The organism is Kitasatospora putterlickiae (genome assembly GCF_039527695.1).
GTDB lineage: Bacteria > Actinomycetota > Actinomycetes > Streptomycetales > Streptomycetaceae > Kitasatospora > Kitasatospora putterlickiae.
Genome location: NZ_BAAAKJ010000489.1, coordinates 1 through 17,899, shown reverse-complemented (window position 1 = coordinate 17,899; position 17,899 = coordinate 1). Strand labels below are relative to the sequence as shown.

16 protein-coding genes are annotated in these 17,899 nt (G+C 75.1%); 11 read left to right on the top strand and 5 right to left on the bottom strand.

Translation table 11 applies throughout. The features are described 5' to 3' along the window. Both ABD308_RS37715 and ABD308_RS37710 read right to left on the bottom strand, forming a co-directional pair. Window positions 1-1,579, bottom strand: a 1,579-nt coding sequence (locus ABD308_RS37715; RefSeq protein WP_344345313.1) for a tyrosine-protein kinase family protein, incomplete at its 3' end; no start/stop codon positions are given. A gap of 417 nt (window positions 1,580-1,996) precedes the next feature. Beyond that, the gene (locus ABD308_RS37710) at window positions 1,997-3,127 is read right to left on the bottom strand and encodes a glycosyltransferase family 4 protein (RefSeq protein WP_344345309.1); all 1,131 of its coding nucleotides are present in this window, start codon (window positions 3,125-3,127) and stop codon (window positions 1,997-1,999) included. A gap of 325 nt (window positions 3,128-3,452) precedes the next feature. Between ABD308_RS37710 and ABD308_RS37705 the strand changes: the two genes are divergently transcribed. The 6 genes from ABD308_RS37705 to ABD308_RS37680 all read left to right on the top strand — a co-directional run bounded on the left by ABD308_RS37705 (window position 3,453) and on the right by ABD308_RS37680 (window position 9,851). Continuing rightward, on the top strand, window positions 3,453-4,586 hold the full coding sequence (locus ABD308_RS37705; RefSeq protein ID WP_344345306.1) for a glycosyltransferase family 4 protein: 1,134 nt from the start codon (window positions 3,453-3,455) through the stop codon (window positions 4,584-4,586). 103 nt (window positions 4,587-4,689) lie between these two features. Next, entirely contained in the window at window positions 4,690-5,376 is a 687-nt protein-coding gene (locus tag ABD308_RS37700) for a thiol:disulfide interchange protein DsbA/DsbL (protein WP_344345302.1), read from the top strand. Between the two features lie 248 nt (window positions 5,377-5,624). Then, a complete protein-coding gene (locus ABD308_RS37695) occupies window positions 5,625-6,533 on the top strand; it encodes an ABC transporter permease (RefSeq protein ID WP_344345300.1) in 909 nt (302 codons plus the stop codon). Beyond that, window positions 6,523-7,722 carry an ABC transporter ATP-binding protein gene (locus ABD308_RS37690; RefSeq protein ID WP_344345297.1) on the top strand — a complete coding sequence of 400 codons (1,200 nt, stop codon included), beginning with the start codon at window positions 6,523-6,525 and terminating at the stop codon, window positions 7,720-7,722. The genes ABD308_RS37695 and ABD308_RS37690 overlap by 11 nt, the downstream gene beginning before the upstream one ends. A 3-nt stretch (window positions 7,723-7,725) precedes the next feature. Beyond that, window positions 7,726-8,925 carry a glycosyltransferase gene (locus ABD308_RS37685; RefSeq protein WP_344345293.1) on the top strand — a complete coding sequence of 400 codons (1,200 nt, stop codon included), beginning with the start codon at window positions 7,726-7,728 and terminating at the stop codon, window positions 8,923-8,925. A 50-nt stretch (window positions 8,926-8,975) separates the two neighbouring features. After that, entirely contained in the window at window positions 8,976-9,851 is an 876-nt protein-coding gene (locus ABD308_RS37680; protein WP_344345289.1) for an alpha/beta fold hydrolase, read from the top strand. Between the two features lie 18 nt (window positions 9,852-9,869). Here the strand turns inward: ABD308_RS37680 and ABD308_RS37675 are convergent, their stop codons facing one another. Further along, window positions 9,870-10,616, bottom strand: coding sequence for an SAM-dependent methyltransferase (locus ABD308_RS37675; protein WP_344345286.1), 747 nt, complete (start codon window positions 10,614-10,616; stop codon window positions 9,870-9,872). Window positions 10,617-10,640: 24 nt separating this feature from the next. After that, complete coding sequence (locus tag ABD308_RS37670; RefSeq protein ID WP_425554958.1) at window positions 10,641-11,819, bottom strand: glycosyltransferase; 1,179 nt, start codon at window positions 11,817-11,819, stop codon at window positions 10,641-10,643. Window positions 11,820-11,837: 18 nt separating this feature from the next. Here ABD308_RS37670 and ABD308_RS37665 point away from each other — a divergent pair, with 18 nt between their 5' ends. Beyond that, window positions 11,838-12,611, top strand: coding sequence for a glutamate racemase (locus tag ABD308_RS37665; RefSeq protein WP_344345278.1), 774 nt, complete (start codon window positions 11,838-11,840; stop codon window positions 12,609-12,611). Between the two features lie 602 nt (window positions 12,612-13,213). Here ABD308_RS37665 and ABD308_RS37660 read toward each other — a convergent pair. Further along, window positions 13,214-14,293, bottom strand: coding sequence for a polysaccharide deacetylase family protein (locus ABD308_RS37660; RefSeq protein WP_344345275.1), 1,080 nt, complete (start codon window positions 14,291-14,293; stop codon window positions 13,214-13,216). Between the two features lie 433 nt (window positions 14,294-14,726). Here ABD308_RS37660 and ABD308_RS37655 point away from each other — a divergent pair, with 433 nt between their 5' ends. From ABD308_RS37655 to ABD308_RS37640, 4 genes are all read left to right on the top strand, one after another. Then, on the top strand, window positions 14,727-14,996 hold the full coding sequence (locus tag ABD308_RS37655) for a hypothetical protein (RefSeq protein WP_344345272.1): 270 nt from the start codon (window positions 14,727-14,729) through the stop codon (window positions 14,994-14,996). A gap of 225 nt (window positions 14,997-15,221) precedes the next feature. Next, window positions 15,222-16,064 carry a polysaccharide deacetylase family protein gene (locus ABD308_RS37650; protein WP_344345267.1) on the top strand — a complete coding sequence of 281 codons (843 nt, stop codon included), beginning with the start codon at window positions 15,222-15,224 and terminating at the stop codon, window positions 16,062-16,064. Continuing rightward, window positions 16,057-17,241: a glycosyltransferase gene (locus ABD308_RS37645; protein WP_344345261.1), complete on the top strand. Its 1,185-nt coding sequence runs from the start codon at window positions 16,057-16,059 to the stop codon at window positions 17,239-17,241. The genes ABD308_RS37650 and ABD308_RS37645 overlap by 8 nt, the downstream gene beginning before the upstream one ends. A gap of 43 nt (window positions 17,242-17,284) precedes the next feature. Further along, window positions 17,285-17,899, top strand: a 615-nt coding sequence (locus ABD308_RS37640; RefSeq protein WP_344345256.1) for a sugar transferase, incomplete at its 3' end; no start/stop codon positions are given.

The following is a 17,899-nucleotide window of genomic DNA, read 5'->3' as shown; positions in this document are numbered from 1 at the left end:
CCGTCCCGGTGCCGCCCGCCGGTGTGCGCCCGCGCCGGCCGGCCGGCCCGTAGGTGCCGAGCAGCGCGACTCCGGCGACCGGCACGCCGGTGCGGGAGAGCAGTTCGGCGACCCGGTCGGCCTGTTCCGGCGTGACGTTTCCGCTGCGCACGGTCACCAGCACCGCGTCCGCGTGCTGCACCAGGTCGTAGGCGTCGTTGGCGTGCAGCAGCGGTGAGGTGTCGACCAGGATGACGTCCGCGTGCCGCCGGGCCCGGCGCAGCACCTCGCCGGCCCGCAGCACCAGTGCCGCCGGATAGGCGGTGGTGTTGCCGCCGGTGATCAGCGAGACGCCGTCGACGTTGGTCGGCCGGACCAGGTCGTCCAGCTCGCCGAGCCGTTCGCCGCTGAGCAGTTCGGCCATGCCGGGGCCGTCGCCGACGCCGAGCTGGGCGTGCAGCTGCGGGTGGCGGAAGTCGCAGTCGAGCACCAGCACCTCGCGGCCGGTCTCGGCGAGCGCGGCGGCCAGGTTGGCGATGGTGGTGGTGCGGCCGTCGCGGCTGCCGCCGGAGGCGACCAGGACCACCGGCGCGGGCTCGGCGAGCCGGCGCGCCACGGTCCGCACCGGGTCCCGGTCCTCGCCGCCGGCCGGGCGGGCCAGCGAGTCGGGGCCGGTGAGCAGCAGCGTCGAGCGCAGCGAGCGGTACGCCTCGGAGGCCGGATGGGACGGCCGGGCGCGCACCAGCGGCTCGCGCACCCGGCGCTGACGGCGCGACAGCTGCGGCACCTCGCCGATCACCGGCAGGTTGAACGCCTCCTCGACGGCGTTGCGGGTGCGCAGCCTGGTGTCCATCCGGCTGAGCATCAGCGCCGCGACGACGCCGAGCGCCAGGCCGAGCGCCACCGCGAGGCCGAGCCGCACGCCCCGGCTGGGGGAGGAGAGCAGGTTGCCGGTGCCCTGGCGGGCGTCGATGCTGCCCCACTGCTGGATGGCGTCGGTCTGGGCGCTGTTGGCCAGCTTGCTGATCGTGGTGAGGGTGGTGGTCAGCGAGGTGTTGGCGGCGGTCAGCTTGGGCTGGAGCTTGGGCTGGTCGGCGGCCGAGGACCGGTTGAACTGGGCCTGGATCTCGTTCAGTTGCTGCTGCTGCGCGTCCGCCTGGGCCTGCAGCTTCTTGATCGTCTCGGCGGCGCTGCGGGCCGACTCGTCGCTGTAGCCCTTGATGATGGCCGCCGAGTAGGCGGTGGCCAGGTCGGAGCAGGACTGCCTGGTCGGGCCGGTGGTGGCGATGGTCAGCATCTGGGGGCTGTCGGCGGTGACGGTCCGGCGGGCGATCACCTCGGCGGCGTCGGCCATGCCGAGGGCCCTGGCGGCGGCGGCCGAGACGTCCGCGCCCTGCGCGTAGGAGAGCACCTGGTCGGCGCGGACGGTGTCGCCCGCGCCGGCGACCGGGGTGATCGCGACCTTGCACGTCCATTTGGCGTTGTCCACCGTGTCGCCGGCCGGGGTGAGCAGCCAGCCGACGACCAGCGCGGCGAGCGTGCAGCCGGCGAGCAGCCGCCAGTAGCGCCGCAGGACGGTGAAGTGGTTTGCCGGTTCCACCGGTTGGATCCCCTCGCGTTCGTGGTGCGGTGGTGCTGTCAGCGCCTGTCACGCCCCGGGCGGGAACGCGGCGGGTCACGGGTACCGCTGGGGTGTCACGCCCCTGGGCGCGGGCGTGACCGGAAGGCCCTCGCGGGCACGGTGGAATCCCTCGGCCGGTGTCGCAACCCGCCCCCCTGACGACTCGCGGCCAACGTCTCGACGACGCGCTCCCCACGGCGTGGCCCGGCCCCGGCGGTGCGCCGTGAACGGCGCAGGCCGACCGCCGCCCCCGCCGGTCCCCCTTGCGATGCTTCCCGAGCCCCGACGTGCGGCGCAACCGCTTTGCCGATACTCGTCCGGGAGATCCCGCGGGACCGGGCCCGGACCGCCGGGATCCGGACAGACCGGCCCGGCGGCGGGTGCCGGCGGGTGCGCTCAGACCGTCCGCAGCCGCAGCGAGCGCTCGTAGAACTCCACCATCTGCGCCGACACCTGGTGCAGCGTGAACGAGGTCAGGAACCGGGCCCGCGCCGCCTTCGCCCGTACCCGCGCCGAGGCCCGGTCCTCCAGGGTGTCGGTCAGCGCCGCCGCCAGCGCGGCCGGCCGCTCCGGTGTCACCAGCCGCGCGTAGTCCTCCGAGCCGACCGTCTCGCGCAGCGCCGGCACGTCGGCGGCGACCAGCGGCACCCCGACCCCCATCGCCTCCATCGCCGCGCTGCCCAGCCCCTCCCAGCGGGACGGCACGGCGAACGCGTCGGAGGCCGCCATCAGGTCGAACACGTCGTCCCTCGGCCCGAGGAAGCGCACCCCGCCGGTCGCCGCGGCCAGCGCCCGCAGCCGCGCGGTCTCCCCGCCCTCGCTGCCGGCCAGCAGCAGCACCGCCTCCGGCTCCGCGCGCAGCACCTGAGGCCAGGCCTCCAGCAGCACGTCCAGGCCCTTCTGGTACTGCTGACGGGCCGCCGCCAGCACCACCGGCACGTCCGCCGGCAGCTCCAGGCCCGTGCGCACGGCGGCCCGCCGGTCCGGCGTCACCGTGCCGAGGAGCTCCGGGTCGCGCCCGCGCGGCACCACGTCGATCCGCTGGGCCGGCACCCGCAGCCGGCGGGCCATCGCCCCGGCCACGTAGCGGGTCAGCGCGTGGAAGCGCCGGGTGCCCTGCGCGGTCGCCGCGTCCACCGTCTGCGCGGCCCGCACCTTCCACGGGCTCAGCCCGCGCGCGTTGCGGTGCTCCGGCCCGTACGACGCGTTGACCAGGCTGGTCACCACCGGGGTGCGGGCGGCCAGCGCGGCGGCCCGGCCGAGCACGTCCGACTCGTAGAGCGTGGTGTGCACCAGGTCCGGGCGGCGCTCGCGGACCAGCCGGTGCAGGGCGGCGGCGGTGCGCCCCCGGGTGGGCCGGCCGACCCCGAAGACGTCGGCCCCGGCCGAGGTGAGCTCCGGCTGGAAGCCGCCGGGGGAGTCCTTGAGGTAGGCGACGTCGAGCTTCACCCCGGCCCGCACCAACTGGGGGGCCATCGCCACCAGACCCTGCTCGGCCCCGCCGACCCGGCTCACGCTGTCGATCACATAGAGCACATGCACAGGCCCAACCCCCGCCCTCCTGGGCACGCCCGGTCTCCCGTGCCGGGACGGCGCCCTGACTGCCGCTCAGCATCGCAGGTCGCGACCGGCGCCCGCCAGCGATTCGGTCACACCGGGAGCGGCCGCGGCGGGCCGGTGCCGAACCGTCAGGGGGCGGACGACAGCGCTCATCAGGGCGCGCCACCCCCCTGCGGGGCGTACGACGGCTCACTTCCGGCGCCCTCCGGGGGTACCCGCGCTGGCGTGCGGACCACCGCCGGGTTGCGCGAAGGGGTCGTCCCAGGCCGGAGGCTGTGCCAAGGTCTGTCCCATGCCTGAAGCGACACCGGTCAGGACGGCCGGAACCCGCCCCCGCATCCTCCACCTCATCACGGATCCACGCCGCCGCGGCGCCCAGAGCCTCGCCCGCGACCTCCACCACGAACTGCGCCGCCGGGGCCAGGCCTCCGCCCTGCGCGCCCTCGCCCCGCACCCGGACGCCCACCCGGACGCCCCCGACACCCGCGCCACCACCGTGCTCGGCCCCGGCCGGCTCCACCCCCGCACCCTCAGCGCGCTGCGCGCCGCCGCCCGCACCGCCGACCTCGTCGTCGCCCACGGATCCTCCACCCTCCCCGCCTGCGCCCTCGCCCTCGCCGGCACCCGCACCCCGTTCGTCTACGTCTCCATCGGCGACCCCCGGCACTGGACGGCCGGCCCGGTCCGCCGGCTGCGCACCGGCGCCCTGCTGCACCGCGCCGCCGCCGTCACCGCGCTCGCCGACGGGGCCCGAGACGTGCTCGTCGAACGCTTCCGGCTGCCCGCCGCCGGCGTCCGCACCATCCCCAACGCCCGCGCCGCCGACCGCTACCCGCCCGCCCGGGACGAGGCCGACCGGCGCGCCGCCCGGCAGGGCCTGGGCCTGCCGCCGGACGGCCTGCTGGTCGCCTGGCTCGGCGCGATCGCCCCCGAGAAGCGCCTCGACCTCGCCCTCGACGCCCTCGACCGGCTCCCCGACGTGCGCCTCGCCGTGGCGGGCGACGGCCCGCAACGCTCCGCTCTGGAGCGACATCCGGCCGCCGCCCGGGCCCACTTCCTGGGCACCCTGGCCGACCCGGCCCCGCTCTACCGGGCCGCCGACGCCGTGTTGCTCACCAGCGACAGCGAGGGTGTGCCCGGGGTGCTGATCGAGGCCGCGCTGGCCGGCCTGCCGGCCGTCGCCACCGACGTCGGCTGGGTCGGCTCGGTGGTCCAGGACGGCACCACCGGCGCGCTGGTCGCCCCCGACGACCCGCCCGCCCTCGCCGAGGCGCTGGCCAAGGTGCTGGCCGGCGACCGCACCCGCCTCGGCGCCGCCGCCCGCGCCCACGCGCTGGCCCACTGCGACCTGGACGTGGTGGCCGACGCCTGGCAGCGCCTGTTCACGGAGGTCTGCGAGCGCGGCCGACCGCTCGGACGCGGCTGACGCGTCCCGGTGCGCCGGGCCGGGTGCGCTGTTCAGGCGAATCCCGGCCCGACGCACCGGGACGACTGGCCGCTGACGCTCCGTCGCGGGTCACACTCCCCGTGTGAAGTCGATCCTTCGAACCACCCTGCTGCTGGCCGTCGCCGCCGGGATCGCCGCATCCCCGCTCCAGGCCGCCGCCGCCAGCCACCAGCCGGCCCGCGAGGGCTCCCCGTTCTCCCGCCTCGACACCATCCAGCCGGTGCGCGAGAGCGCCCGCACCGAGGCGCTGGAGTTCTTCTGGTACGACTGCGGGCACTCCCAGGCGCTGGAGCAGCCGCTCCAGGCCTGGACCGAGCGCCACCGCGCGGACGTCGACCTGCGCCGCGTGCCGGCCATCTGGCCGGGCAGCCGCGAGGAGACCGTGCAGCGCGGCCACGCCCGGCTCTACTACACCCTGGAGCGCCTCGGCCTGGTCGAGCGTCTGCAGACCGCCGCCTTCCGGGCCGTCCACACCAACGAGCAGGACCTCACCACCGAGGACACCGCCGCCGCCTGGGTGCAGACCCAGAGCGTCGACCAGCAGCGCTTCCGCGAGGTCTACCGCTCGGAGGAGGTGGCCAGGTCGGTCGACGAGGCCGCCCAGCTGTTCGTCCGCCACGGCATCCAGGAGCTGCCGACCGTGGTCGTCCAGGGCGAGGAGCGCACCTCGCCGACCAGCGCGGGCGGCGTCGAGGCGATGCCCGAGGCGCTGGACCGCCTCGTCGCCCAGGACCAGCAGCGCCACCCGCGCTCCCACGCCTGGATCTGATCCGGCGTCACCTCCTCCCCTGACCGCCCCGGGCGGGTCGGCCGCACCCGCGGCCGGCCCGCCCTCTTCCGTGCGGGCGGCCCGCTTTCGGCCTTCCGGCAGGCGGGGATCCGCTCACCTTCACCGAACCGACCCCCCGTGGCCACACTCTGTGCCAGAGTGGGGCCGGGCCGCGCCGGGGAGGCGTCGAACGCCGCCGCGACGGGCCCGCTTCTCGATACCGCCGGTACCGGAGAGGGCAGGTGTCCGTGGGGGGACAACGCGCGCCGCTCGTCGACGAGCGCGACAGCCAGACAACGCAGGCCCCGGGGCGACGCCCGCCGGCCGCCGACGGGCCGCCGCCCGAACTGATCTTCAAACGCCGGCTCCGCCCGGCCCAGGTGGCCCGCGAGCTGTGGGGCGCCCGTGAACTCGTCCGCGCGCTCGCCGAACGCGACCTGCGCGCCCGCTACAAGCAGGCCGTGCTCGGCTTCGCCTGGGCGGTGCTCACCCCGCTCGCGCTGTGCGCCATCTTCACCCTGGTCTTCCGCCGCGCCGTGCACGTCGACACCGAGGGCGCCGCGTACCCGCTGTTCGCCTACGTCGGCCTGGTCGTCTGGCAGTTCTTCAGCAACACCATGAACCAGGGCGCGCTGAGCCTGGCCAACAACCTCAGCCTGCTCAACAAGGTGTACTGCCCGCGCGAGGTCTTCCCGCTCGCCACCATGCTGGTCGCCGCCGTCGACATGCTGATCGGCACCGCCGTGCTGGGCCTGCTGTTCCTGATCTTCTGGACCGCCCCCGCGGCGACCTTCCTGTGGGTGGTGCCGCTGCTGGGCATCCAGTTCGCCTTCACCTACGGCATCGCCCTGGTCCTGTCGGTGGCCGTGGTGTACCTGCGCGACGTGCGCCACCTGCTCCCGATCATCACCCAGATGGGCGTCTTCGCCACCCCCGTCGCCTACCCGCTGGCCCAGATCCCGGAGCGCCTCCAGGAGGTGTACGTCGGCGTGAACCCGCTCGGCGCCGTGATCGAGGGCTACCGCGACGCCCTGCTGTACGGCCACGCGCCCGACACCGCGATGACCGTGATCGCCGCGGTCTCCTCGGTGGTGTTCCTGGTCGGCGGCTACCTGCTGTTCAAGAAGCTGGAGACGGGGATCGCCGATGTCGCCTAGCCAGACCCTCCCGCTGGGGACCATCCGCACCGAGCAGGTGTGGAAGCGCTTCAAGGCCGACCAGCAGCGGATGCTGCTGCGCGACAAGGTCGACGCGATGGCCCGCCGGCTGCGCGGCGAGAAGGGCGAGGACTGGCGCTGGGCGCTGCGCGACATCTCGATGCACATCGAGCCGGGCGACTCGGTCGGCCTGATCGGCTCCAACGGCTCGGGCAAGTCCACCCTGCTCAAGATGCTGACCCGGGTGATGTACCCCTACGGCGGGGTGATCGACGTGCGCGGCCGGATCGGCGCGCTGATCGAGATCCGGGCCGGCATCCACCCCGACCTGACCGGCCGGGAGAACATCTACCTGTTCGGCGCGCTGCTCGGGCTGCGCCGGCGCGAGGTGGCCACCCGCTTCGACGACATCGTGGAGTTCGCCCGGCTCGGCGGGGCCATCGACCGGCAGGTGAAGTTCTACTCCTCCGGCATGCAGATGCGCCTGGGCTTCGCCGTCGCCGCCTACCTGGAGCCGCACGTGCTGCTGGTGGACGAGGTGCTGGCGGTCGGCGACGCGGTGTTCCAGCAGCGCTGCCTGGACCGCATGCGCGAGGTCGCCGAGCAGGGCACCACCATCGTCTTCGTCTCGCACGACCTGCCCGCCGTGGAGTCCATCTGCCGGCGCGGCATCTGGCTGGAGCAGGGCTCGATCCGGGTGGACGCCGGGATCAAGGAGGCGATGGCCGGCTACCGCGACTCCATCGAGGCACAGTCCGAGGCGGGCGGGCGCACCGGCGAGCCGATCCAGCTGCTCAAGCACGAGGTGCGCGGCGAGGAGCGGGAGAGCCTCACCACCGACGAGCCGATGACCGTCGAGCTGACCCTGGGCGGCGACTACCGGGGTGACGCGACCCTGCACCTGGGCGTCAGCGAGGGCACCTCCAGCCCGATCTTCCAGATCAGCCACGAGGTCCGGCTGACCGGCGGGGACCGCCGGGTGTCCTGCGTGATCCCCCGGCTGCCGCTGCCGCGCGGCCGCTACACGCTCTGGGCGGGCGTCTACAGCATCGGCAGGACCGACGGCGGCACGCTGATGAGCTGGCACTCCACCGGCCAGTTCGACGTGTTCGGACCGATGCTGGACTCCCCGCCGCGCGCCGTCGTGCTGGCCGCGCCGGTGTTCGTCCCGCACCACTGGGAGGAGTGAGGCGTGCGACCGGTCCGGGTGCTCGTCCATCTCAACAACCTGGCCCTGGGCGGCGCCCAGCTGAACGCGGTCGACATCGCCCGCACCATGCGCGACCGGGGCCACGACCCGGTGCTCTTCGCCCAGGGCGTGGCCGGCCCGGCGCCGCTGGTCGACGTCGCCGCCGGGCACGGCCTGGACGTGGTGGTGGCGGGCGGGCCCGACACCCCGCATGCCGAGGTCCGGCGCCGGCTGGGGCGGCTGGCCGCCGAGCACGGCAGCCAGCTGCTGCACGCCTGGGAGGTCAGGGCGGCCCGCAACTCCTACTTCGGGCCCGGGCGGTTCGGCCGGCTGCCGGTGGTCACCACCTTCTACGGCATCCGGATGCTGCGCGGCCTGCCCCGGCACCAGCCGCTGGTCCTGGGCCTGGGCGCGCTGATGGGCGACGGCCGGGCCTTCGGCCACCGGGACGTCAGCCTGATCGAGCCGCCGGTGAACACCGCCACCGACGCCCCCGGGCTGGTCGACGGGGCGGCGTTCCGGCGCGAACACGGCATCGGGGACGACGAGTTGCTGCTGGCCATCGTCACCCGGCTGGTCCCCGCGCTGGAGAAGGACGCCGGCGCGGAGCTCACCGTGGACGCCGTCCGGCGGCTGGACGACCCCCGGGTGCGCCTGGTGATCGTCGGCGCCGGCCCCAGCCTGGAGCCGCTGCGCGCCCGCGCGGCCGCCGCCAACGCGGAGCTCGGACGCCCGGCGGTACTGGTCCCCGGGCAGCTGGCCGATCCGCGGCCGGCGTACCAGGCCGCCGACATCGTCCTCGGCATGGGCGGTTCGGCGCTGCGCGGCCTCGCCTTCGGCAAGCCGGTGGTGGTGCACGGCGCGGCCGGCTACACCGCCGTGCACGAGCCGGGCCCGCTGGTCGAGCCGCACGCCTCGCGCTGCATGTACGGCTTCGGCGACGGCTCGCGCGCGCCCGAGGCGCTGGTGGGCCAGCTGCGCGGGCTGCTCGACGACCCGGCGCACCGCGCCGAGCTGGGCGACTGGGGGAGGCGGTGGGTGGTCGGGCGGTTCTCGCTGGAGAGCGTCACCACCACCTTCGAGGAGCTCTACGCCCGGGTGCTGGCGCGCCCGGCCAGGGCGGTGGGCTGGCTGAAGGACCTGGAGCAGATGACCCGGTACGAGTTCACCAAGCCGGCCGCGCTGCGGCTGCTGGGACGGTGACGCCCGCTCAGCTCTTTCCCTAACTAGTGCTCAAGTGTTTAATGGTTAGCATGAGCGAGCTGACGATCCCGCACGTCCACCACCGCTACGCCGACGTCGACGGTCTGCGCGTCTTCTACCGGGAGACCGGGCCGGCCGACGCCCCCGTTCTCCTGCTGCTGCACGGCTTCCCGTCCGCCTCCCACCAGTTCCGCCGGCTGTTCGACGCGCTCGGCACCCGCTACCGGCTGATCGCCCCCGACTACCCGGGCTTCGGCCACAGCGACAGCCCCGCCCCCGACGCCTTCCGCTACCGCTTCGACACCCTCGCCGACGTCGTCGAGGGCTTCTGCCGGGCCCTCGGCCTCGACCGGTTCGCCCTCTACGTCTTCGACTTCGGCGCCCCCGTCGGCCTGCGGCTCGCCACCCGCCACCCCGAGTGGATCACCGGCCTGGTCGTCCAGAACGGCAACGCCTACGAGGAGGGGCTCTCCGAGCAGGCCCGCGCGTACATCGCCGACCGCCCCGGCGTCGAGGGCGCCGACGAACGCGTCCGCGCCATCCTCACCCTGGAGACGACCCGCTTCCAGTACGAGAGCGGCACCGGCGACCCCACCCTGGTCGCCCCCGACGGCTGGACCCTCGACCAGCACCACCTCGACCGGCCCGGCCGCAAGGACATCCAGGTCGAACTCGCCCTCGACTACCACCGCAACGTCGAGCTCTACCCCGTCTGGCAGGAGTGGCTGCGCACCCACCGCCCGCCCACGCTGATCGTCTGGGGCCGCGACGACCCGTTCTTCACCGAACCCGGCGCCCGCGCCTACCTGCGCGACGTGCCCGACGCCGAACTGCACGTCTTCGACACCGGCCACTTCGCCCTGGAGGAGAAGCTGCCCGAGATCGCGCCGCTGATCGACGACTTCCTCGCCCGCACGCGGAAGTAGCGGCGGCGCCGGGGCAGTTCAGTCCCGGCGCAGCACCAGGACGACGAAGCCGAGCGTCCCCCGGTAGCCGTGCAGCCACTCGGCGCGGTGCAGGTCGGCCGCCGCCCGGGCGTCCGCCGCGTCCGGGTGCTCCGGGTGGTCCAGCGCCCACTGCGCGAGCGAGCCGGTCCAGGAGAACTCGTAGTCGTCCCACTCCTGTTGGCTGCTCACCCGGCCGTACACGGGCGTCCAGCCGTCCGCCACCACCCGGTCGACGGTGGTCGCGAGGTTCGCGTACTCCTCGCGCGCCGCGCCCAGGCCGGCCAGCGCCGCCGAGGAGGGCTCGCGCTCCCAGAAGGCCTCGCCCACCAGTACCCGGCCGCCCGGGGCCAGGTGCCGCCGGGCCGCGTCCAGCGTCGGCAGCAGCCCGCCGAAGGCGTGCGTGGCGCCGACGTTCAGGACCAGCTCGAAGGGCTCCCGGTCGGTGAACTCCCGGGCGTCCAGGTGGTGCAGTCCGATCCGCCGCTGCACGCCCAGCGCCTCCGCCGACTCCCGGGCCCAGGTCAGCGCCGCCGTGTCCAGGTCCACCCCGACCGCCCGCCAGCGCGGCCGCGCCGCCAGCGCCCGCAGCAGCCAGACGCCCTGCCCGCAGCCCAGGTCCAGGGCCCGCCCCTCCTCCTCCGGGGCCAGCGCCCGCTCCAGCAGCTCGGCCACCGAGCCGTCGGAGAGCGGCGCGGCGACCGGGTGGTGGGCGTGCGCGAGCCGGGAGATCGTCTGACGGTCCATTCGAACAGTGTGGACCAGGCGGGATCAGTACGTCCGGCCTTTCCAGGCGGCGCCCCGGCCGCGCCAGTGCCGCACTGCCGAGTCGACGGTCATCAGCAGGTAGAGCGAGGCGGTGAACGGCAGTAGCAGGGCGGCCGGCGGCGGCTGCCGGTAGTAGCGCAGCATCGGCACGAAGGTGCCCGCCATCAGCGCCCAGGCCGCCCCGCCCGCCGCCGCCACCGGCCAGGCGCCCGCCACGAGCCCCGCCACCGTGGCCACCGGCGGGACCAGGTACACCAGCGCCAGCCCCAGCACCGTCCCCAGCAGCAGCACCGGCGAGTGCCGCAACTGGGCGTACGCGCTGCGCGACACCATCCGCCACAGCTGCTCAAGGCGCGGATACGGCCGCACGCTGTCCACCTGCTCCGCCAGCCCCAGCCAGATCCGGCCCCCGGCCGACTTCACCGCCCGGGCCAGCGACACGTCGTCGATCACCGCGCCCCGGATCGCCGCCACCCCGCCCGCCCGCTCCAGCGCCTCCCGCCGCACCAGCGAGCAGCCGCCCGCCGCCGCGGCCGTCCGCGCACCGGGCCGGTTGCTCCACCGGAACGGGTACAGCTGGGCGAAGAAGTACACGAAGGCCGGCACGATCAGCCGCTCCCAGCCCGTCTCCACCCGCAGCCGGGCCATCTGCGACACCAGGTCCAGCCGGCCGCTCTCCGCCGCGGCCACCAGCTCCGCCAGCGAGTCCGGGCCGTGCGCGATGTCCGCGTCGGTCAACAGCAGGTACTCGGCGTCCGGACCGGCCAGCTCCACCCCGTGCCGCAGCGCCCACAGCTTGCCGGTCCACCCCGGCGGCAGCGGGGGAGGGGAGGTCACCGTCAGCTCCAGACCCCCCGGGGCGGCGAGCGAGCGCGCCAGCGCGCCCGTCCCGTCCGTGCTGTGGTCGTCCACCAGCACCACCCGGGCCCGCCCCGGGTACTTCTGCGCCAGCAGGCTCGGCAGCGACACCGGCAGCACCCCGGCCTCGTCCCGGGCCGGCACCACCACCGCCACCTGCGGCCAGCGCTCCGGCGGCCGGCGCGGCGGCAGCCGCACGTCGGTGCGCCAGAACAACCCGTGGCAGCCCGCCAGCCAGAGCCAGACCAGCAGGGAGAGCACGGCGATCCACAGCAGGACGGTCACCCGGGCAGTCTGCCGCACGAGGGGGCCGGCGTGGGCCATCGACTAAAGTCTTGACCCGTGAAGATCGCACTGATGGACTCGGGAATCGGCCTGCTGGCCGCCGCCGCCGCACTCCGGACGATGCGACCGGACGTCGACCTGGTGCTCTCCTCCAACCCCGCCTCGATGCCCTGGGGCCCGCAGACGCCCGAGCGGATCACCGAACTCGCCCTCGGCTGCGCCCGGGCCGCCGCCGAGTACCGGCCGGACGCGCTGATCGTCGCCTGCAACACCGCCTCCGTCCACGCGCTCGCCGCCCTCCGGGCCGAACTGGAGCCCGGACTGCCGGTCATCGGCACCGTCCCGGCGATCAAGCCGGCCACCGCGCACGGTGGCCCGGTCGCCATCTGGGCCACCCCCGCCACCACCGGCAGCGCCTACCAGCGCGGGCTGATCCGCGACTTCGCCGGCGCGACCGCCGTCACCGAGGTCGCCTGCCCCGGGCTCGCCGACGCCGTCGAGCACGGCGACGACGCGGCCATCGAGGCGGCCATCGCCGCCGCGGCCGCCCGCACCCCGGCCGGCACGGCGGCCGTCGTCCTGGGCTGCACCCACTACGAGCTGGTCGCCGACCGCATCCGCACCGCCGTCGCCCCGACCGCCCTCCCGTCGCTGACCCTGCACGGCTCCGCCGAACCGGTCGCCGCCCAGGCGCTGCGCCGCGTCTCCGACCCCACCCGCGAGGGCACCGCCACCCTCACCGTCCTCCACGCCGGCACCCCCACCACCCTCCCCGCCGCCGCCCTCACCTACCCCCAAACCCTCCCCCTCACCGCCGCCCCCACCCCCTGACCCCCACCCCACGCCCCGAGGGCAGCCGGGCGTGGCCGCAGCGGCGCAGGAAGTCGGCGGGCCCGACTTCTGCTGGTTCGGCATTGCGGTTTCGTGGGTGCCTCAGTCCGGTGGCCCAGCCGGTGAGCTGACCCGTGCCCCCGATCTTTGCTGCCCCCGGCAGACCTGGTGAGGCCACTTGAGCGCTGGCAGCCAGCCCGTGATCCAAACGCTGCGCCGCGCGACGTGGCCGTCTGCGGCCGTGGCGGCACAGGAAGTCGGCGGGTCCGACTTCTGGCGGTTGGTGCTGCTGCGGGCGGTCGGCGGCCTCAGATCGCGTGCCCCGGTGGCCGCTCGGGAGGCGGTGGGATGCGGTCGTCTGGGAGTGGGAAGTCGGCGGGTCCGACTTCTGGAGGTTCGGGGGTTCCGGCATGTGGCAGCTGCTGTGATGGCGGGGCGTGGGGGCCGGTCCGTGACTCCTTGATGCCCACTGTGGCCCCGGGCCCCTCGGCGGGTCGGCGTGGGGTGGCCGGGGGTCGGCGGGGCCGGGGCGGTGAGGTGTGGCGCTTGGGTGAGGGGCGCAGGAAGTCGGTGGGGCGACTTCCTGCGCGGGGAGGGGAGGGTCAGGCGGCGTGGCCGCGCCAGCGGCGGTAGGCGGGTTCGAGGCCGGAGAGGATGGTGTCGAACCGGCGGGTGCTGGTCGTCGAGTCCACCTGGAGGCGGCTGATCTGGAGAGGGTGGGAGGGGAGCCGGGGGCCGAGGCGGTGGTCGGAGAGGAAGCCGAGGCGGTAGCCCAGCTCCTGGAGGACGGTTTCGGCCCGGACGTCGTGGCCGCCGTCCGGGTAGGCGAAGGCGATCGGGGGGTCGCCGAGCCAGCGGGTGAGGGCTTCGTGGGCGCCGGTGATCTCCGCGCGGACGGTGGCGTCGTCGCAGCGGCCCAGGCAGGGGTGGCCCTGGGTGTGGTTGCCGATGGCGACGCCGCCCGCGCGGAGTGCGAGCAGGTCGGCGGGGGTGAGCTGTTCCTGGCCGGGCGGGCGGCGGTCGGCGCTGACCCGCAGCTCGTGGAGGCTGCGCCGGCGGTCCGGGTCGGGCATCGCCTTGAGCCGGCGGAGCAGTTGCGAGGGGTGCCCGCAGTCGAGCGAGCGGGCGCGTCCGCCGTGCCGGGCGAGGAAGTCGGCCTCGTGCCACCAGAACGGCTTCTCGGTGCCGATCAGCTCGGAGATGACGAAGGCGGCGGCCGGGATGCCGCGTTCGATCAGCGCGGGCAGCGCATGGGTGAGGACGCTGCGGTCGGCGTCGTCGAAGGTGACCAGGACGCTGCGGGCGGGCAGCGGGCGCCGTTCGGTGACGGCCTGCTGGACGGACGCCAGCGAGACCGGGGTCGCGAGTCTTCGCAGCCGGTCCAGCTGGGCGCCGAAGGAGCGCGGGTCGGTCACGCCGTGGTAGGCGAGCACGGCGAGCCGCTGCGCGGCCCGGGCGCGGAAGAGCGGCTGGACGGGGGCGAACCGCAGCCACTCACCGCGCGCGTCGGGCGGGGAGCAGGTCCGGGTGGCGGTGGACCGCAGGGCGCGGCCGCCAGGCGGGAGGACCGGCGGGAGGTCGGCCGGTGAGGTGACGATCGGCTGCCCGTCGGTCGTCACGGTGGCGGCCCCGGGGGGTGTGCCGGTGGTCGGCGGGGGCCACAGGTCCGACAGGGCGGTCACCGTGGCCCTGGTCCGGGCCGTGGGGCTGGAGGTCGATGTCGTGGAATGGGACTGCGGCACGGTTCCCCCTCGGTCGCCGATGCGGCGTGGCGGTACCGCCGGAGGACGGAGCCCGGCCTCCGACTCCAGGGCACGGCGGCTCCGCCCCCTGGGTATTCCGGCCCGCGGCGGGGACTCCCAACCCGCACCGCGGACGGCTCCTGGATCGCTCAATGTAATGGAGACAGCTACGCCTCGTTGAGGGTTGTACTGGACCGGCAAGGTTTTTTCGGAGCCCGGGAACAATTCCGGAACAAGCCCGGAACGACCCCGGGACGGTTCCTGAACATCACCCCGAACACCCGCCACTCCCGGGCCCTTCCGTCACCGAAAGTGGTCGCCCGATCGCCGCTCGCATGCTGCCGGCGGGGCGGCTCCGGGGTACCTTGGGCTCATGGCAGATGCGGAACGTGATCACGTCCACCCGCACGGCGCGACCCGGATGGCCCGGTACTGTCACGGCGGGCCGCTGGTCACCCACCAGGTGCCGCTCGCGCTGGTGGGTCTGGCCTGCCTCGCGCTGGGGATCGTGGTGGCGGTCGTGATTCCGGACAGTGACGGTCCGGCCTGGGCGATGGCGGTGGCCGGGTGCCTCGCGGCGGGTGTGCTGCTGCTCGGCCGGATCGGCTTCGCGCTGTTCCGCCGCCGCCGCGCGGCGACCTGAGCGCGGAACGCACGGGAAACCGCTCAAACCCCGATCACCCGATCGAGTCCAACCGGTCAGATCGGCGGGTTTTCGGCCCATCTGCCAACTCCTTCTCGCTTCTTTCACAATTCCGGGGCACCAGCCCCACAGTTCCCCCTACTGTGATGACCGTCCGGGGCGCCAACCGCGCCGGATGCGAGGCCACTTGACGGCGCCGGGGAGGGCGCCGCAGAGGGGGGAACGATGAGCGGCACCGCCGTGTCCGGAACGGCCCCGGCCAGCGGGGGGATCCGGGCCCAGGTGAAGCGACAGCTGGCGCGCCGGGTCGGAACCAGGCCCGGCGAGGGCGCCACCGTGCTGATCTACCACCGGGTGGGCGGCGGGAGCCCCGACGAGCTGGACGTGTCCGCCGCCGACTTCGCCGCCCAGGCCGACCTGCTCGCCGCGCTGCCGCCCGGCCGGGTGGTCCCGCTGGACGAGGCCACCGACCGGATCGAGGCCGGGCGCGCCACCCCGAGTGTCGTCCTCACCTTCGACGACGGTTTCGCGGACGTCTACGACAACGCCTGGCCGCTGCTGCGCGAACGCCGGCTGCCGTTCACCGTCTACCTGGCCAGCGGCCACGTCGGCGGCGAGATGCGCTGGGAGGGCTCGACCGCGAAGACGACCGGCGCCCCCGCGCTCAGCTGGACGCAACTGCGCGAGATGACCGCCTCCGGCCTGTGCACGGTCGCCAACCACACCCGCACCCACGCCCGCCCCGAACTGCTCTCCACCGCCGAGCTGGACGCCTGCAACGACGACGTCGAGGAGCACCTCGGCGTCCGCCCCCACCACTACGCCTACACCTGGGGCGTGCCGGTCCCGCACATGGAACCGGCCCTGCGGGCCCGCTTCCGGACCGCCGCCACCGGCCAGGTCGGCCGCAACACCCCGGGAGTGGACCCGGTCCGGCTGCGCCGGGTGCCGGTCCGCCGCACCGACCCGATCGACTTCTTCCGCGCCAAACTGCACGGCCGGCTGATCCCCGAGCTCGCCTACGCCCGGATCGTCGCCACCGCGAAGGCGGTGGGCGCCCGTGCCTGAGCACCGGATCCCGCCACGCCTGCGCGGCCCCGGCGGACGCCCGCTGCGCGTGGCCCACCTCACCACCGTCGACATGAGCCTGCAGCTGCTGCTCGCCACCGAGCTGAAGGTCGACCTGGAGGCCGGCTTCGAGACGTACGGGATCAGCGCGCCCGGCCCGTACGTCCCGGAACTGGCGGCGATCGGGGTGCGCCACGAGCCGCTGCACGCGCTCACCCGGGCCTGGGAGCCGCGCGCCGACGCCGCCGCCGCCCGCGAACTGCTCGCCGTGCTGCGCCGGATCCGCCCCGACGTGCTGCACACCCACAACCCGAAGACCGGCGTGCTCGGCCGGGTCCTCGGCCGCCTCGCCCGCGTCCCGGTCGTCGTCAACACCTGCCACGGCCTCTGGGCGCAGGCCCACGACCCGCTCGCCAAGCGGGCCTTCGTGCTGGGCGCCGAGGCCTTCGCGGCCCGCTTCTCGCACGCCGAGCTGTACCAGAACGGTGAGGACCGCCGCACCCTCGCCCGTGCCGTCCCGGCCCGCCGCTCGCGGGTGGTCGGCAACGGCGTGGACCTCGCCCGCTTCGCCACCGCCCCGGGGGAGCGCGCCCGGATCCGCGCCGGGCTGCGCGCCGAACTCGGCGTCGGGCCGGACGAACTGCTGGTCGGCGGCGTCGGCCGGCGGGTCGCCGAGAAGGGCATCCGGGAGTACGCCGAGGCCGCCCGCGCCCTGGCCGGCAAGGCCCGGTTCGTCTGGATCGGCCCGGACGACCCGGACAAGCCGGACGCCCACGGCGCCGAGTCCGGCGTCGTCTTCCCCGGCCCGCGCGGCGACATGCCCGCCGTCTACGCGGCCCTGGACGTCTTCGTGCTCCCCTCCTACCGGGAGGGGTTCTCCCGCTCCGCCATGGAGGCCGCCGCCGGCGGCCTGCCGATGGTGCTCAGCGACATCCGCGGCTGCCGCGAGATCGGCACCCACGACGAACACCTGCTCCTCGCCCCGCCCGGCGACGCCCGGGCCCTCACCCACGCGCTGGACCGGCTCCTCACCGAGCCCGGCCTGCGCGAGCGCCTCGGCGCCGCGGCCCGCCGCCGCGCCACGGCGCGGTTCGACCAGCGCGCGGTCGCCGCCGTCTCGCTGGCCACCTACGCGGCCGTCGCCCGCGCCAAGGGACTGCCCTGGACGGTCGACTGAGCCCACCCACGACCACACCACCGCATCAGGGGGAAGGACCGTCATGAAGCGAGGGGGGGACCTCGTGATCACCGTCCTGACCGGGATCGTCGCGATTCCGCTCGGTCTGGTGATCGCCCTGCTGATCCGCCGCACGATGGGCGGACCGGTGCTCTTCCGGCAGACCCGGACCGGGCTGCACGGCCAGGAGTTCGAGATCCTCAAGTTCCGCACCATGCGGGACCCGCGGTTCCCCGGGGAGCCGGACGCTCCGCGGATCACCCGGCTCGGGGAACTGCTCCGCAAGACCAGCCTGGACGAACTGCCGCAGCTGTGGAACGTCGCGCGCGGCGAGATGGGCGTGGTCGGGCCCCGGCCCACGCTGCCCGAGCAGGTCGTCCACTACTCCAGCCGGCAGCGCGGACGGCTCGACGTCCGGCCCGGCCTCACCGGCTGGGCCCAGGTGCGGGGGCGCAACTCCATCACCTGGCCCGAGCGGATCGAACTCGACCTCTGGTACGTGCGCAACCGCTCGCTCGGGCTCGACCTGCGGATCCTGCTGCTGACCGTCAAGGTGCTGCTGCGCCCGGCCGGGATCACCGCGGCCGGGGGCGTCAACCCGGGCTTCCCGGCGCCCACCGAGCCGCCCGCCACCGGCGAGCCTCCGGCGACCGCGCAG

Excerpts from the sequence above, each read along its gene's own strand:
- ABD308_RS37705 (WP_344345306.1), top strand. The coding sequence starts at position 3,453 with ATGCCTGAAGCGACACCGGTCAGGACGGCCGGAACCCGCCCCCGCATC.
- ABD308_RS37690 (WP_344345297.1), top strand. The coding sequence starts at position 6,523 with ATGTCGCCTAGCCAGACCCTCCCGCTGGGGACCATCCGCACCGAGCAG.
- ABD308_RS37680 (WP_344345289.1), top strand. The coding sequence starts at position 8,976 with ATGAGCGAGCTGACGATCCCGCACGTCCACCACCGCTACGCCGACGTC.
- ABD308_RS37675 (WP_344345286.1), bottom strand. The coding sequence starts at position 10,616 with ATGGACCGTCAGACGATCTCCCGGCTCGCGCACGCCCACCACCCGGTC.
- ABD308_RS37670 (WP_425554958.1), bottom strand. The coding sequence starts at position 11,819 with ATGGCCCACGCCGGCCCCCTCGTGCGGCAGACTGCCCGGGTGACCGTC.
- ABD308_RS37655 (WP_344345272.1), top strand. The coding sequence starts at position 14,727 with ATGGCAGATGCGGAACGTGATCACGTCCACCCGCACGGCGCGACCCGG.
- ABD308_RS37650 (WP_344345267.1), top strand. The coding sequence starts at position 15,222 with ATGAGCGGCACCGCCGTGTCCGGAACGGCCCCGGCCAGCGGGGGGATC.